The organism is Jejuia pallidilutea (assembly GCF_002973595.1).
Classification (GTDB): domain Bacteria; phylum Bacteroidota; class Bacteroidia; order Flavobacteriales; family Flavobacteriaceae; genus Jejuia; species Jejuia pallidilutea.
Map to the genome: position 1 here is coordinate 112,707 of NZ_PVEO01000010.1, position 15,648 is coordinate 128,354.

11 protein-coding genes are annotated in these 15,648 nt (G+C 35.2%); 7 read left to right on the plus strand and 4 right to left on the minus strand.

Going from position 1 to position 15,648, the window contains the following annotated elements:
* The first annotated feature begins 3 nt into the window (after window positions 1-3).
* Window positions 4-420: a type II 3-dehydroquinate dehydratase gene (aroQ, locus tag CLV33_RS14805; protein ID WP_105474562.1), complete on the plus strand. Its 417-nt coding sequence runs from the start codon at window positions 4-6 to the stop codon at window positions 418-420.
* A gap of 189 nt (window positions 421-609) precedes the next feature.
* Here the strand turns inward: aroQ and lpdA are convergent, their stop codons facing one another.
* A complete protein-coding gene (gene lpdA / locus CLV33_RS14810; protein WP_042243823.1) occupies window positions 610-1,986 on the minus strand; it encodes a dihydrolipoyl dehydrogenase in 1,377 nt (458 codons plus the stop codon).
* Window positions 1,987-2,091: 105 nt separating this feature from the next.
* Between lpdA and CLV33_RS14815 the strand changes: the two genes are divergently transcribed.
* Both CLV33_RS14815 and CLV33_RS14820 read left to right on the plus strand, forming a co-directional pair.
* Entirely contained in the window at window positions 2,092-3,366 is a 1,275-nt protein-coding gene (locus CLV33_RS14815; protein ID WP_105474563.1) for an NAD(P)/FAD-dependent oxidoreductase, read from the plus strand.
* 94 nt (window positions 3,367-3,460) lie between these two features.
* The gene (locus CLV33_RS14820) at window positions 3,461-4,402 is read left to right on the plus strand and encodes a nuclear transport factor 2 family protein (RefSeq protein WP_105474564.1); all 942 of its coding nucleotides are present in this window, start codon (window positions 3,461-3,463) and stop codon (window positions 4,400-4,402) included.
* A gap of 155 nt (window positions 4,403-4,557) precedes the next feature.
* Here CLV33_RS14820 and msrB read toward each other — a convergent pair whose 3' ends face one another.
* Window positions 4,558-5,040: a peptide-methionine (R)-S-oxide reductase MsrB gene (gene msrB, locus CLV33_RS14825; RefSeq protein WP_105474565.1), complete on the minus strand. Its 483-nt coding sequence runs from the start codon at window positions 5,038-5,040 to the stop codon at window positions 4,558-4,560.
* Between the two features lie 161 nt (window positions 5,041-5,201).
* Between msrB and CLV33_RS14830 the strand changes: the two genes are divergently transcribed.
* Complete coding sequence (locus CLV33_RS14830; protein ID WP_042248407.1) at window positions 5,202-6,020, plus strand: M48 family metallopeptidase; 819 nt, start codon at window positions 5,202-5,204, stop codon at window positions 6,018-6,020.
* A 66-nt stretch (window positions 6,021-6,086) separates the two neighbouring features.
* Window positions 6,087-7,388 carry an MFS transporter gene (locus CLV33_RS14835; protein WP_105474566.1) on the plus strand — a complete coding sequence of 434 codons (1,302 nt, stop codon included), beginning with the start codon at window positions 6,087-6,089 and terminating at the stop codon, window positions 7,386-7,388.
* A gap of 57 nt (window positions 7,389-7,445) precedes the next feature.
* On the opposite strand, the gene CLV33_RS14840 is transcribed toward CLV33_RS14835, so the two are convergent.
* Complete coding sequence (locus CLV33_RS14840; RefSeq protein ID WP_105474567.1) at window positions 7,446-9,995, minus strand: ATP-dependent Clp protease ATP-binding subunit; 2,550 nt, start codon at window positions 9,993-9,995, stop codon at window positions 7,446-7,448.
* A gap of 262 nt (window positions 9,996-10,257) precedes the next feature.
* On the opposite strand from CLV33_RS14840, the gene gyrA reads away from it, so the two are divergent.
* Window positions 10,258-12,798, plus strand: coding sequence for a DNA gyrase subunit A (gyrA, locus tag CLV33_RS14845; protein WP_105474568.1), 2,541 nt, complete (start codon window positions 10,258-10,260; stop codon window positions 12,796-12,798).
* Between the two features lie 21 nt (window positions 12,799-12,819).
* A complete protein-coding gene (locus CLV33_RS14850; protein ID WP_105474569.1) occupies window positions 12,820-14,073 on the plus strand; it encodes a tetratricopeptide repeat protein in 1,254 nt (417 codons plus the stop codon).
* A gap of 52 nt (window positions 14,074-14,125) precedes the next feature.
* Here CLV33_RS14850 and rocD read toward each other — a convergent pair whose 3' ends face one another.
* Window positions 14,126-15,406, minus strand: coding sequence for an ornithine--oxo-acid transaminase (rocD, locus tag CLV33_RS14855; RefSeq protein ID WP_105474584.1), 1,281 nt, complete (start codon window positions 15,404-15,406; stop codon window positions 14,126-14,128).
* Window positions 15,407-15,648 lie beyond the last annotated feature (242 nt).

Genomic DNA, 15,648 nt, shown 5'->3' on the forward strand with positions numbered 1-15,648 from the left:
CCCATGAAAAAACTAATCATCATAAACGGTCCAAATCTCAATTTACTTGGGAAACGAGAACCCAATATATATGGAAGCCTAAGCTTTACAGAATTTTTAGATGAAGTTAAAGAAAAATATCCCGAAGTTCATTTAGAATACTTCCAATCGAACATAGAAGGTGAACTTATAGATAAACTGCATGATGTTGGCTTTAGTTACGATGGCGTAATTTTAAATGCAGCAGCATATACACATACTTCTGTAGGTATTGGTGATGCCATTAAAGCTATAGAAACCCCTGTTGTTGAAGTTCATATTTCTAATACTTTCGGGAGAGAGGAGTTCAGGCACCAATCTTTTATTTCACCAAACGCAAAAGGCGTTATTCTTGGTTTTGGTTTACAAAGTTATGAGTTGGCTATTCAGAGCTTTTTATAGAATGAAGAAGCCTCGCCTCCCCAAAGGGAAGGAATACTCACTTTTTCGTACCTATCTTTTTACAATAGATTTTAATAGAAATAAATCGTAAATAAAAAAGTGCAATTCAAATAGTTTTGAATTGCACTTTTTTATTTCAATCCGTCTGAGTAAAAGTTTCTCCCCTTTGGGGAGGCTAGATGGGGCTTTTTATATATGTATTACCTCGTCGTAGGCTGCGGCTACGGCTTCCATAACAGCTTCACTCATTGTTGGGTGTGGGTGTACAGCTTTAAGCACTTCATGACCTGTAGTTTCTAGTTTTCTACCTAAAACCGCTTCGGCAATCATGTCGGTAACTCCGGCACCAATCATGTGGCAGCCTAACCATTCACCATATTTAGCATCAAAAATTACTTTTACAAAGCCTTCCTTATTACCACCTGCACTGGCTTTACCAGAAGCAGAAAATGGAAATTTTCCAACCTTAATATCTAGCCCTTTTTCTTTGGCTTGTTTTTCTGTTAAACCAACACTTGCAATTTCTGGTGTACAATAGGTACATCCCGGAATGTTGCCATAATCAATTGGTTCAACATGATGGCCTGCCAATTTCTCAACACATAGAATACCTTCAGCAGAAGCAACGTGTGCTAGGGCTTGCCCTGGTGTTACATCACCAATGGCGTAATAGCCTGGTATATTTGTTTGGTAGAAGTCGTTTACTAAAATTTTATCTCTATCTACAACAATACCTACATCTTCTAAACCAATATTTTCAATATTAGTTTTAATTCCAACAGCAGATAAAATAATGTCGGCTTCTAAAATTTCTTCTCCTTTTTTTGTTTTTACAGTAGCTTTTACACCTTTTCCAGAGGTGTCAACAGAGGTAACCTCTGCGGAAGTCATAATTTTTATACCATTCTTTTTAAACGAACGTTCTAACTGCTTAGAAACTTCTTCGTCTTCAACAGGTACAATATTAGGTAAATACTCAACTATGGTCACTTCTGTTCCCATAGAATTATAGAAATATGCAAACTCTACACCTATAGCTCCAGAACCAACAACAATCATTTTCTTTGGTTGTTTTTCTAGAGTCATTGCTTTTCTGTATCCAATAACTTTTTTTCCATCCTGTGGTAGGCTTGGTAGCTCGCGAGAGCGTGCACCAGTTGCTATAATAATGTTGTCGGCAGTGTATTCAGTACCATCAACATCAATTTTCTTTCCGGGTTTTAATTTGCCATAGCCTTCAATAACGTCAATTTTATTCTTTTTCATTAAAAATTGTACGCCTTTACTCATGCCATCAGCAACATTACGACTACGTTTAACAACGGCATCAAAATCGTGTTCAGCATCTTTAACTTTTAAGCCATAATCTTCAGCATGTTTAAGATATTCAAATACTTGTGCAGATTTTAATAGGGCTTTCGTTGGTATGCATCCCCAATTAAGACAAACGCCTCCAAGGTTTTCTTTTTCAACAATAGCGGTTTTAAAACCTAATTGTGATGCTCTAATAGCTGTTACATAACCACCGGGACCACTTCCAAGAACTATAATATCGTATTTACTCATGTGTTAAATTTTAAGTTGCAAATTTACGAAATCGGATTTTAAAAAGTAATATACATTAATACTAATTTATATCTTTTGCTACCTTTGTACTGCAATTTTTATGAAATGAATATACCTAGAACTAGTTTTCCTAGAGTCGTTATTATTGGTGGCGGTTTTGCAGGCGTAGCTTTAGCGAAAAAATTATCTAAACAAGAGGTTCAGGTAGTACTTTTAGATAAACATAATTATCATACGTTTCAACCACTTCTTTATCAGGTATCTACGGGAGGTTTAGAGCCAGATTCTATCGCATATCCCATTCGGAAAATATTAAAAGATTTCCCTAATTTTTATTTCAGATTAGCTTCTGTAGAAGAAATTAATACCGACCAAAACAAGGTAATAACTAATATTGGTGATTTAAAATTCGATTATTTAGTAGTTGCCTCTGGTTCAAAAACTAATTTTTTCGGGAATTCTGAAATAGAAAAAAATAGTATGGCAATGAAAACCATACCACAATCGCTTAATTTAAGAAGCTTGATTCTTGAAAATTTTGAAGAAGCATTACTAACTTCAGATTTAAATGAACGCAATGCTTTAATGAATTTTGTAATTGTTGGCGGAGGGCCAACAGGCGTAGAGCTTGCAGGGGCTTTGGCTGAAATAAAGAAAGGTATACTTCCTAAGGACTATCCAGACCTTGATACTCGCTTGGCGCAAATACATATTGTGCAATCTGGCGACTGTATTTTAAAGGGCATGAGTGAAAAGGCTTCACAAAAGGCTGAAGATTTTTTAGAGAAGCTAGGTGTTAATATTTGGAAAAATGTACGTGTTACCAATTACGATGGAAAAACAGTGACTACTGATACCGATTTAACTTTTGAGACTGCCACGGTAGTTTGGGCTGCAGGAGTAAAAGGTGCAACCATAAAAGGATTGGATTCCACTGATTTTGTAACTCGTGGCAATAGAATTCTAGTAAACGAGTATAATCAAATTAAAAATTTTCAACATATTTTCGCTATTGGCGACATAGCATGTATGGTAACCGAGGCGCACCCTTTTGGATTTCCTATGATGGCACAACCAGCCATACAACAGGGTAAGCAATTAGGAGACAACTTATTGCGTATAATAGAGGAAAAACCACTAAAACCTTTTGTATATAAAGATAAAGGTGCTATGGCTACTATTGGTAGAAATAAGGCTGTAGTAGATTTAAAAAACGTTAAGTTTCAAGGTGTTTTTGCGTGGTATGTATGGATGTTCGTGCACCTCTTTTTTCTCATAGGTTTTAGAAATCGTATGGTAGTATTTGTTAATTGGGTTTACAATTATATACGTTTTGATCGTGAAGCTCGATTAATTATTAGGCCTTTTAAAAGAAATTAAACATTCTTTTTCTTCACGCTTAACATAGTATAAGATTCACTATCAGTTTTTTAGTTACATTGAAGAACTATTAACAATCAAATTTTTATCAAAAATGAAAAAAGTAACTATCATTGGCATGATACTGTTAACCTGTATCGTGTACTCTCAAACAAAAAAAAATGGTACAATTTATCTTGAACATCCAGCTATAACAATAGCGGAACAGGCACAACAAGCCTTTATTAAGGGCGACACTACTAAACTAAAAAGCCTATTGGCAGAAAATTTTAAAGCCTACAATGGGATGAATGCAAACCCTGATAATGAGGGCACAGACAAGAAAACTTTCTTAAGACAGTCTTCTTTTTGGAAGAATAATGCGTCCTATTTAAGCATAGAGCGGTATCCTGGTGCTTATCCTGATGCCTTAGAGTATAAAAAAGACAATAAAGACGACAAAATTTGGGTGCAAACTTGGGATATGCTCAAAGGCGTACACAATGCAACCGGCGTAAAACTAAATATGCCGCTTCATAGGCTTTTTGTTATTAATAAAGACAATAAAATAGAAACTATAATTACTTACGATGATGGCGCCGTTTTTCAAACCTTACGCGCTGGTTTTTCTACCAGAACTAATGGAAAATTGTACGACCAACATGAAAACATTAATACCGTTAGAAAAATGGTAGCATCTTTAGAACATGGTGATGCAGATAAGGCGTTTAGTTATTTTACAGAGGATGCAACATTTTCTAATTTAGATATGCCAAACGGTGAAACGAAAAATTTAGAAGAAGAAAAAGAAGACTTTTTAATGATGTTGACAAATTGGGATATAGAAAGTATAGATGTAAGAGGTTATCCAGATTATTTAGAATATGAAATTGGAAACGGAAAAGTTGTGCAGTCTTGGTGGGATTTTAGAGTGAAAAGAAAATCTGACGGAAAAAAAATTAACATTCCAGTATTGCTTATTCACGATTTTAATGATGATGGTAAAATAATTAACGAGACAGGATATTACACTGTAGCTGCTATGATGGAAAAATAGCAAAACCAAATAATATGTTTTTAAAAGAGGCTATCTTAAAAATACTTTTTAAGATAGCCTCTTTTTTTAATTATTAGTTGCTATAAAACTCAAACAAATTATTTGATTTTTATAATGTAATATGTTTGAAAATCAATATTTTATAGTAAAGCTGTTTAGTTTTCTTCTGGAATAAATTTTAGGGCAACCCCATTTATACAGTGTCTTTTCCCTGTGGTGTCTCTTGGGCCATCGTTAAAAACATGACCTAAATGGCCGCCGCAAGTTGCACAATGTTCTTCGGTTCTTGTATAGCCTAATTTGTTATCGGTTGAGAATGCTACATTGCCCTTTATTTCCCTATCAAAACTTGGCCACCCAGAGCCAGAATCGTACTTGTGTTCACTTTTAAACAAAGGTGTGTTACAACCTTTGCAAACATAAGTCCCAGGTTTGTAAATTTTGTTCAAAGGGCTGGAAAATGCGGGTTCAGTACCAGCTTTTCGTAGCACATAATATTCCATATCGGTAAGTTGTGCTTTCCATTCTTCTTTTGTTTTAGTTACCTCGTAGGTTGCATTGTTTTTGCTTTTCTTTTGGGCATTAGAATTACAGCCGAATACTAAAGTAAAAGCAATTAAGGTTAAAAATTTTTTCATAGCGTAAAATTTATTTTTTAATCTGTCGAGCAAAACTATATATCATAACAGTTAATAACTTTATAATATATTAGCTAAAATTAAGTGACAAATAAAAATAATACGTGTCTTACCAATGTAAGCATTGATTTTGTATTTTTAACTCTAAATTTAACGTTATTATGAAACCACATAACATTATATTAACACTTGGGCTCTCAGTTTTTTTGTTGGCCTGTTCCACTAATCCTTTTACAGGAAAAAAAACAATGGCGTTAGTGCCAAATTCGCAGTTGTTTCCAACAGCGTTTGCACAATACGATCAGTTTTTAAATGAAAATAATGTAATTACTGGAACTAAAGATTCAGAAATGATTAAACGTGTAGGGCAGCGAATAGCTGTTGCAGCAGAACGTTATTTAAATGCAAACGGGCACCAAGGTTACTTAAAAGATTATAAATGGGAGTATAATTTGGTGAAGGACGAAACTGTTAACGCTTGGTGTATGCCAGGGGGGAAAATTGTATTTTATACGGGTATTTTGCCAATTGCCCAAAACGAAGCCGGTGTAGCTGCAATTATGGGGCATGAGGTAGCACATGCATTGGCAAACCATGGCCAACAACGTATGAGTGCTGGTATTTTGCAACAACTTGGTGCTGTTGCTGGTAATGTAGCTATTAAAGACGATCAGTCCAGAGCAATTTTTAATCAGGCCTATGGTATAGGTTCCCAGGTTGGTGTAATGTTGCCATTTAGTAGGAGTCATGAAACAGAATCTGATTTAATAGGTGTGTATTTAATGGCCATCGCGGGATATAATCCAGATGAGGCCGCTGAATTATGGAAGCGAATGAAAGCCAATAGCGGAGGGCAAGCACCAGCAGAATTCATGAGTACACACCCTTCAAACGATACGAGAATTGCTAATTTAACAAAGTGGGCTCCAAAAGCTAAAGAAGAAGCTAAAAAGTATGGTGTAACTACATTTAGAAATTAATATAAGATTTAAAATAAAATATTTGTTTATTTTAGGCGCTGTTCCATAAAAGGGGCAGCTTTTTTTATGAGTGAACTTAAAAAAGGAAGTCGAAAACTTTTAAATGCTTGGGCGTTTTATGATTGGGCAAATTCGGTTTATCCCTTAACAATAACATCATCAATTTTTCCAATTTTTTACTCAGCGTTATTCGCTTCAGAAATAAAACGAGTAGAGGCTTTTGGTAATGAGTTTAAAAGTACTGCGCTTATAACATTTGTTACAGCTTTCACCTTTTTAGTTGTTGCGGTAATGTCACCCATTTTGTCTGGTATTGCAGATTATGTAGGCAATAAAAAAAACTTCTTAAAGTTTTTTTGCTATGTAGGTAGTGCTGGGTGTATAGGGTTGTATTGGTTTGATATTTCACCAGAACGTATCCATATAAGTTTGTTGTTTTATTTTATGGGATTAATTGGTTACTGGGGTAGTTTGGTATATTATAATTCGTATTTGCCAGATATAGCGTTCCCAGAACAACAAGATAGTATAAGTGCCAAAGGTTTTTCTATGGGGTATTTGGGTAGTGTATTACTCCTAATTATTAATTTGGTTATGGTAATGACTCAAGATACGGGAGAGGCTAAAATGCAAATGATGCGCTATTCCTTTATTACGGTTGGCCTTTGGTGGGTTATTTTTAGTCAGTATTCATTCTACTGGTTGCCAAAAGGAGTTTCTAGTGGGCATAAAGTAACTAGAGCTATTGTTTTTAATGGTTTTAAAGAATTGAGAAATGTTTGGAAATCCTTATTGCAAAACTTAAGATTAAAACGCTATCTATATGCTTTTTTTGTTTTTAGTATGGCCGTACAGACTATAATGCTGGTTGCAGTATATTTTGGTGAGGAGGAAATTGCTTGGGGAGGTGACAGCGAAAAGACTTCAGGTCTTATAGTTAGTATTTTGGTTATTCAATTAGTAGCTATTCTTGGTGCTTTTTTAACGTCTAGGGCATCTGAGAGATTTGGCAATATAAAAACATTAATCTTCATAAATTTTATGTGGGTAATGCTGTGCGTTTATGCATATTTTATGCAAACACCGCTACAGTTTTACATTGCTGCAGGTTTTGTAGGTTTGGTTATGGGAGGCGTACAGTCTCTAGCAAGATCTACATATTCTAAATTTCTGCCCGATACAGAAGACACTACATCTTACTTTAGTTTTTTTGATGTTGCCGAAAAAATAGGTATTGTAATAGGTATGGTTATTTATGGTATAATAGATCAAATTACGGGAAGTATGAGAAATGCTATTTTATTTTTAGTGGTTTTCTTTTTAATGGGTATTGTTTTATTATTTAGAGTGCCCAAAACTTCAGTATAAAAAAAGCCCTTTTATTGATAAACAAAAGGGCTTTTTTAAATTCTAATTTTTAAAGTATTAAGACTCTGCTGGCTTTTCGGCTTTCTCTATTGCAATGCTTAATTCCTCAGCTTTCTTATCTAAATCTATAATAATTTTATCGCCGTCTTGTAAATTAGATGCTACTATTTCTTCGGCTAAAGCGTCTTCAATATATTTCTGGATAGCTCTTTTTAATGGTCTTGCGCCATATTGCTTATCGAAACCTTTATCGGCAATATAATCTTTTGCGGGTTTGGTTAATTCTAAATCGTAACCCAAGCCTTTTATTCTTGCAAAAAGTTTTTCCAGTTCAATATCTATAATTAGGTTGATGTCTTCTTTTTCTAAAGGATTGAATACAACAACATCATCAATTCTATTTAAAAACTCTGGAGCAAACGATTTTTTTAGTGCATTTTCAATGACCTTAACGGCGTTAGCATCTTCTTGTGCTTTTTGAGAAGCAGTGCCAAAACCAATACCGGTTCCAAAATCTTTTAATTTTCTAGCTCCAATATTTGAAGTCATTATAATAATGGTATTCCTAAAATCAATCTTTCTGCCTAAACTATCGGTTAAATGGCCGTCGTCTAGCACTTGAAGTAGCATATTGAATACATCAGGATGTGCTTTTTCAATTTCATCTAAAAGAATTACTGAATAAGGCTTGCGACGCACCTTTTCGGTTAGCTGTCCGCCTTCTTCGTAACCTACATAACCTGGAGGCGCACCAACCAAACGGGAGATTGCAAATTTCTCCATGTACTCACTCATGTCTATTCTTATTAATGAATCTTCACTATCAAACAGTTCACGAGATAATACTTTAGCCAATTGTGTTTTACCAACACCTGTTTGCCCTAAGAAAATAAAAGAACCAATGGGTTTGTTTGGGTCTTTTAGTCCCGCTCGATTACGTTGTATGGCCTTTACAACTTTATCTACCGCTTCATCTTGACCAATTACTTTTCCTTTAATTAAATTAGGCAATTCTGCCAATTTATTAATTTCGGTTTGGGCTATTCTATTTACGGGAATACCAGTCATCATAGAGACAACATCGGCCACATTTTCTTCGGTAACAATTTCGCGGTGTTGTTTTGTTTCCTCTTCCCATTTTTCTTGTGCAATTGCTAAATCTTTTTCTAGGCGCTTTTCGTCATCTCTTAATTTTGCAGCCTCCTCGTATTTTTGTTTTTTAACAACTGAGTTTTTTGTTTCCTTAACTTGTTCTAGTTGCTTTTCTAGCTCTAGAATTTGCTGGGGCACATCTATATTAGTTATGTGTACGCGCGATCCTGCTTCATCTAAAGCATCAATGGCTTTGTCTGGAAGGAATCTGTCGGTCATGTATCTATTTGTTAGTTTTACACAAGCCTCAATAGCTTCTGGTGTGTAATCTACATTGTGATGATCTTCATATTTACCTTTTATATTGTGAAGAATTTCTATGGTTTCCTCAACAGATGTGGGTTGTACAATTACCTTTTGAAAACGTCGTTCTAAAGCACCATCTTTTTCAATATATTGCCTGTATTCGTCTAAAGTTGTAGCGCCTATACATTGAATTTCACCACGAGCCAAAGCAGGCTTAAACATGTTGGAGGCGTCTAAACTACCTGTGGCACCACCAGCACCAACAATGGTGTGAATTTCATCAATGAAAAGAATAACATCATCGTTCTTTTCCAATTCGTTCATTACCGCTTTCATACGTTCTTCAAACTGTCCGCGATACTTAGTGCCAGCAACTAAACTTGCTAAATCTAGGGTTACTACTCTTTTATTGAATAAAATACGCGATACTTTACGCTTTACAATTCTAAGTGCTAAACCTTCTGCAATGGCAGATTTACCAACTCCAGGTTCACCTATTAACAGCGGGTTGTTTTTCTTTCGTCTACTTAAAATTTGTGAAACGCGCTGTATTTCAGCTTCTCTACCAACAACAGGGTCTAACTTGCCTTCTTCAGCAAACGCTGTTAAATCGCGTCCAAAATTATCTAGAACAGGTGTTTTAGACTTTTTGCTAGACTTGCCAGATGGCGAGTTAAAAATATTATCCTTTTGAGAATCTTCTCCTAAATTGGCATCATCATCTTGAAAAGATTCTGATTTTGGTTCTATATAGTCACTTTCGTTTGTAATCATTTGCTTAAATTGTTCTTTAACATTATCGTAGTCTACTTTTAATTTATTAAGTAGTTTGGTTGTTGGGTCGTTCTCGTTTCTAAGAATACATAGCAGCAAATGTGCGGTATTTATAGAAGAGCTTTGAAATAATTTTGCTTCTAAAAATGTGGTTTTAAGGGCACGTTCTGCTTGTCGCGTTAAGTGTAAGTTCTTTTTTTGGTTAGATGCTATGTTAATGTTTGGGTTTGCAGGACTTAAAATCTCAACTTTACGTCTTAAGTGATTTAAGTCCACATCCAATGCGTTTAATATATCAATAGCCTTACCGTTACCATCGCGCAAGAGACCAAGCATTAAGTGCTCTGTACCAATAAAATCGTGGCCTAAGCGCAGTGCCTCCTCTTTGCTATATGCTATTACATCTTTTACTCTGGGGGAAAAATTGTCATCCATAACTAAGTTCCTTTCTGCATTAAAAATACTAAAATAGTTTTACTAACGGCAAAAACTGTACCTTAAAATAAACTATAGATGCTAATTGACGAAAAAATAATCAAAATATCAAAGTTTATACACTTAGAGTTATTAACGAAAAACAGGGGTAAAATTGTTAATAAAAAGTCCTAAAAAGCAAGCTGAAATCACTTATCCTCACTAATGAAATTCGTATATTAGCATGTTTTGAAAAATTCGTAAAAACTAAATTAAATTATATATGGCAGAAGGAGAAAAACTGATACCTATTAACATTGAGGATGAGATGAAATCTGCGTACATTGATTACTCAATGTCGGTCATTGTGTCACGTGCACTACCAGATGTAAGAGATGGTCTAAAACCAGTTCATAGACGTGTACTTTACGGTATGCATGAGTTGGGAGTTAGGGCAAATTCTGCACACAAAAAATCAGCCAGAATAGTAGGTGAGGTTTTAGGTAAATATCACCCGCATGGTGATACTTCGGTTTACGATACCATGGTTCGTATGGCTCAAGAATGGAGCTTGCGCTATATGTTGGTTGATGGTCAAGGAAATTTTGGTTCAGTAGATGGCGATAGTCCCGCAGCAATGCGTTATACAGAAGCAAGGATGCAAAAAATTTCTGAAGAAATGCTTGCAGATATCGACAAGGAAACGGTAGACCATCAATTAAATTTTGATGATACATTACATGAGCCAACGGTACTCCCAACAAGAATACCTGGTTTATTAGTTAATGGCGCGTCTGGTATTGCAGTAGGTATGGCAACTAATATGCCACCTCACAATTTAACAGAGGTTATTAATGGAACAATTGCATATATTGACAATACCGATATTGAGATTGATGAATTAATGACTCACATAAAGGCACCTGATTTTCCAACAGGAGGTACTATTTATGGTTACGATGGCGTAAGGGATGCATTTCATACAGGTCGTGGTAGAATTGTACTTCGTGGTAAAGCAAATATTGAAGAGGTAAACGGAAGGGAATGCATTATTGTTGATGAAATTCCATATCAGGTAAACAAGGCAGAAATGATTAAAAAAACTGCCGATTTAGTAAACGAAAAAAAGCTGGAAGGTATAGCTACAATTCGTGATGAATCTGATAGAAAAGGCATGCGTATTGTTTACGTTTTAAAACGTGATGCAATTCCAAATATAGTGTTAAATAAATTATATAAGTATACTGCGCTACAGTCCTCATTTAGTGTCAATAACATTGCGCTAGTAAACGGGAGACCACAGCTTTTAAACTTAAAAGAATTAATTCATTATTTCGTAGAGCACAGACACGATGTTGTGGTACGAAGAACAACGTATGAATTAAGAAAAGCAGAAGAACGCGCGCATATTTTAGAAGGTTTAATTATAGCTTCTGATAACATTGATGAAGTGATACAAATTATACGAGCATCATCAAATGCAGACGAAGCTCGTGAGAATTTAATAAAACGTTTTGAATTATCTGAAATACAAGCCCGTGCCATTGTAGAAATGCGCTTACGACAGTTAACAGGGCTAGAGCAAGATAAATTACGTTCAGAATACGAGGATATAATTAAAACTATTGCAGATTTAAAAGATATTCTTGAGAAAAAAGAACGTAGAATGCAAATCATTAAAGACGAATTAGAAGTTATTCGTGATAAATACGGTGATGAAAGACGTTCTATTATAGAATATGCTGGAGGCGACTTAAGTATTGAAGACATGATTCCTAATGAAAAAGTAGTAATTACTATTTCTCGTGCAGGTTACATTAAACGTACGTCGCTTACAGAATACAAAACGCAAAATAGAGGCGGTGTTGGCCAAAAAGCATCTACAACAAGAAATGAAGACTTCTTAGAGTATTTATTTGTTGGTACCAACCACCAATACATGCTGTTCTTTACCCAAAAAGGGAAATGTTTTTGGATGCGTGTTTACGAAATTCCTGAAGGTGCAAAAACATCAAAAGGGCGCGCTATTCAAAACCTTATAAACATAGAACAAGATGATAAGGTAATGGCTTTTATATGTACTCAAGATTTAAAGGACGAAGCGTACATAAACAGTCATTATGTCATAATGGCAACCAAAAAAGGCCAAGTTAAAAAAACAGCCTTAGAACAATATTCTCGACCAAGAACTAACGGAATTAACGCAATTACCATTAAAGACGGTGACGAATTGCTAGAAGCTAAACTAACAACAGGCGAAAGTCAAGTAATGCTGGCTTTAAAATCTGGAAAGGCAATCCGTTTTGAAGAAGCTAAAACTAGACCAATGGGAAGAAATGCTTCTGGAGTTAGAGGTATTCGTTTAGCCAATGAGAAAACCGATGAAGTGGTGGGCATGATTGCCGTTGATGATATGGATAGCAATATACTTGTAGTATCTGAAAATGGTTATGGTAAACGTTCAAGTTTAGATGACTATAGAATTACCAATCGAGGCGGAAAGGGTGTGAAAACCATTTCTATTACTGAGAAAACAGGTAATTTGGTGTCTATTAAAAATGTAACTGATAATGATGATTTAATGATTATCAACAAATCTGGAATAGCTATTAGGATGGCTGTTAAAGACTTACGAGTTATGGGGCGTGCAACACAAGGTGTAAAACTTATAAACCTTAAGGGTAATGATTCTATAGCTGCCGTTGCTAAGGTAATGCATGATGAAGACGATGTTGAGAGCGTAGAGGAAGCAGAAAATACCCAGCCTACAAATGATGGCACAACTGTTGATAATAATGATACTGATAACAATAACAATGAATAACAAACACAAATTAAATTAAAAATGAAAAAACAATTTATTATAGCTTTAGCTATTTCCATAAGCGCATTTTCTTTTGCCCAAAAGAAAGAGCTAAGAGCTGTTGAAAAAGCAATTAAGGATAATAATTTTTCTGAGGCAAAAGCTGCACTTGCTGTTGTAGAGCCTATGCTTGGTTCCTTGGATGAAAAATTAATGGATAAGTATAATTATCTAAAAGGCGTTGCTTTGTACGCTGGCGGAGCAGGATCAAACGCTGATATGGATGCTGCCGTAGAGTATTTAAACAAGGCTGAAGACGCTTATAAAGTTGAAGTTACCCAGCTAAAGGGAGATATGGTTAATAAACTTTTAGAAAAAGGAAATAAAGCATACGAAGGTAAAAAATTTGGTGCTGCATCTGAGTACTTCGAGAAAGTATACAATATGAGAAAGAAAGATACTGTATACCTATACTATGCAGCTGCTACTGCTGTAAACGAACCAGATTACGATCGTGCATTAGTTTTGTACCAAAAACTAAAAGATTTAGAGTATACAGGTATTGAGGAAAAATTATACGCTGTAAATGTAGCTACCAATGAAAAAGAAGTTTTTCCAAGTGAAGCGTTGCGTAAAGCCTCAGTAAGCGCTAAAACGCATATGAATCCAACCAATGAAAAATCAGATTCAAAACGTGGGGAAATAGTTAAAAATGTAGCACTAATTTACATTTCTAAAGGCGATAATGATAAAGCTATACAGGCAATTAAGGATGCCAGAGCAGAAGATCCTGATGATGTGAATTTAATTCTTTCTGAAGCTAACATTTATTATAAAATGGGCGATACAGAAAAGTTTAAGGAACTTTTAGAAATTGCTACCGAAAAAGATCCTGGAAATGCTGAACTACAATATAACTTAGGTGTAATTTCAGCAGAATCTGACCATCCTGAAGAAGCTATGGGATATTATAAAAAAGCTATTGAATTAGATCCTAATTACGTAAACGCATATATTAACAGTGCTGCGTTGGTTTTAGGTAGAGAGGAAGCACTTATTAAGGAAATGAATGGCCTTGGAACCTCTGCTGCTGACGATAAGCGTTATGAGCAATTACGTAAAGAGCGTCAAGATTTATACAGAGAAGCCGTACCTTACTTGTCTAAGGCATTGGAAATTAACCCAAAAAGTCAAAGTGCAGCAACTACTTTGATGAATATTTATAGTGTACTTGGAGAAACCGATAAGTATAAAGCTATGAAAGCTAAAGTAGAAGCGATGGGCGCAGGACAATAATATAATCTCCCTTCATAAAAAAAACCAGAGTTTAACTCTGGTTTTTTTATGTTTAATTTTCAAATTCATTAAGGGTTTTCGTAATTATGGCAATACATTCTAGTATTTGTTCCTTAGTCATCACCAAAGGTGGCGCAAAACGAATAATATTTCCGTGGGTAGGTTTCGCTAATAAGCCGTTATCACGTAAAGCAAGACAAATATCCCAAGCTTTATTGCTGCTTTCATTATCATTAATAACTATTGCATTAAGCAAGCCTTTTCCTCTTACTAACGTAACAACATTACTGTTTTTAATGTATTTATTTAATTCGTCTCTAAAAATATTGCCTAATACATCAGCATTTTCAGCTAAATGTTCTTCCTGAATCACTTCTAAAGCAGCCATAGCAACAGCAGCAGCTATTGGGTTGCCACCAAAGGTGCTACCGTGGTTACCTGGTTTAATTACATTCATAATATTATTATTGGCAAGTACGGCACTTACGGGGTATGCACCACCACTTAGTGCTTTCCCAAGAATTAAAACATCGGGTTTTACATCAGGTGTTCCGCTGCAATTTTTGTTTTCACAGGTGCAGTTGCCACATGTAGCCAATAAGCGTCCCGTTCGTGCTATTCCTGTTTGTACTTCGTCTGCAATAAACAAAACGTTATGTTGTTTGCATAAGGCTTTTGCTTTTATTAAATAATCCTCGCTAGGTACGTAAACACCAGCTTCACCCTGAATGGGTTCTACTAAAAAGGCAGCAATTTTAGAGTTACTTTTTAAAGCATCTTCTAATGCTTTTAAATTATCATATTCAATTTTAATAAATCCTTTGGTGTATGGTCCAAAATTTTTACGTGCAATAGGATCGTTAGAAAAAGAGATGATGGTAGTAGTGCGCCCATGAAAATTATTCTCACAAACAATTATTTCAGCTTCATTTTCATTAATTCCCTTAACCTCATAAGCCCATTTTCTAGCTAGTTTTAAAGCAGTTTCTACAGCTTCTGCACCAGTATTCATTGGTAGTAGTTTGTCAAAACCAAAAAGTTCTGTGGCGTACTTTTCGTATTTTCCTAGCATATCGTTATAAAATGCTCTAGAGGTTAGCGTTAAGGTTTTGGCTTGAGCTATCATCGCATTTACTATTTTGGGGTGACAGTGACCTTGGTTAACAGCAGAGTAAGCTGATAAAAAATCGAAATACCGTTTGCCTTCTGCATCCCATACATAAACACCTTCCCCACGACTTAATACTACTGGAAGCGGATGATAGTTATGTGCACCATACTTGTCTTCTAATTCAATTGCTTGTTGAGACGTTAATTGTTCTAAAACAGCCATTTTAAAAAAAAATTTAAAGTTTAATGCCTGTAAACAGACACCGTTTAACACCGCAATTGGGTGCAAACATTAATAATTTAAATCTCGCTAAGCGAGTAAAATAACCATTCCTTCTGTACCTTTATTCTTTCGAAGTGCTCGAAAAAGCAGCGTGGGAGAGAAATCATCCCTGGATAGACCTGCAATTTAATAAATAAATACTGTTCTTTAAAATAATTATGGTCACCTACTTATATAGACTA

What these genes read in the sequence shown, in the direction of transcription:
- aroQ (WP_105474562.1), top strand. Translation starts at nt 4, where the DNA reads ATGAAAAAACTAATCATCATAAACGGTCCAAATCTCAATTTACTTGGG.
- lpdA (WP_042243823.1), bottom strand. Translation starts at nt 1,986, where the DNA reads ATGAGTAAATACGATATTATAGTTCTTGGAAGTGGTCCCGGTGGTTAT.
- CLV33_RS14815 (WP_105474563.1), top strand. Translation starts at nt 2,092, where the DNA reads ATGAATATACCTAGAACTAGTTTTCCTAGAGTCGTTATTATTGGTGGC.
- CLV33_RS14820 (WP_105474564.1), top strand. Translation starts at nt 3,461, where the DNA reads ATGAAAAAAGTAACTATCATTGGCATGATACTGTTAACCTGTATCGTG.
- msrB (WP_105474565.1), bottom strand. Translation starts at nt 5,040, where the DNA reads ATGAAAAAATTTTTAACCTTAATTGCTTTTACTTTAGTATTCGGCTGT.
- CLV33_RS14830 (WP_042248407.1), top strand. Translation starts at nt 5,202, where the DNA reads ATGAAACCACATAACATTATATTAACACTTGGGCTCTCAGTTTTTTTG.
- CLV33_RS14835 (WP_105474566.1), top strand. Translation starts at nt 6,087, where the DNA reads ATGAGTGAACTTAAAAAAGGAAGTCGAAAACTTTTAAATGCTTGGGCG.
- CLV33_RS14840 (WP_105474567.1), bottom strand. Translation starts at nt 9,995, where the DNA reads ATGGATGACAATTTTTCCCCCAGAGTAAAAGATGTAATAGCATATAGC.
- gyrA (WP_105474568.1), top strand. Translation starts at nt 10,258, where the DNA reads ATGGCAGAAGGAGAAAAACTGATACCTATTAACATTGAGGATGAGATG.
- CLV33_RS14850 (WP_105474569.1), top strand. Translation starts at nt 12,820, where the DNA reads ATGAAAAAACAATTTATTATAGCTTTAGCTATTTCCATAAGCGCATTT.
- rocD (WP_105474584.1), bottom strand. Translation starts at nt 15,406, where the DNA reads ATGGCTGTTTTAGAACAATTAACGTCTCAACAAGCAATTGAATTAGAA.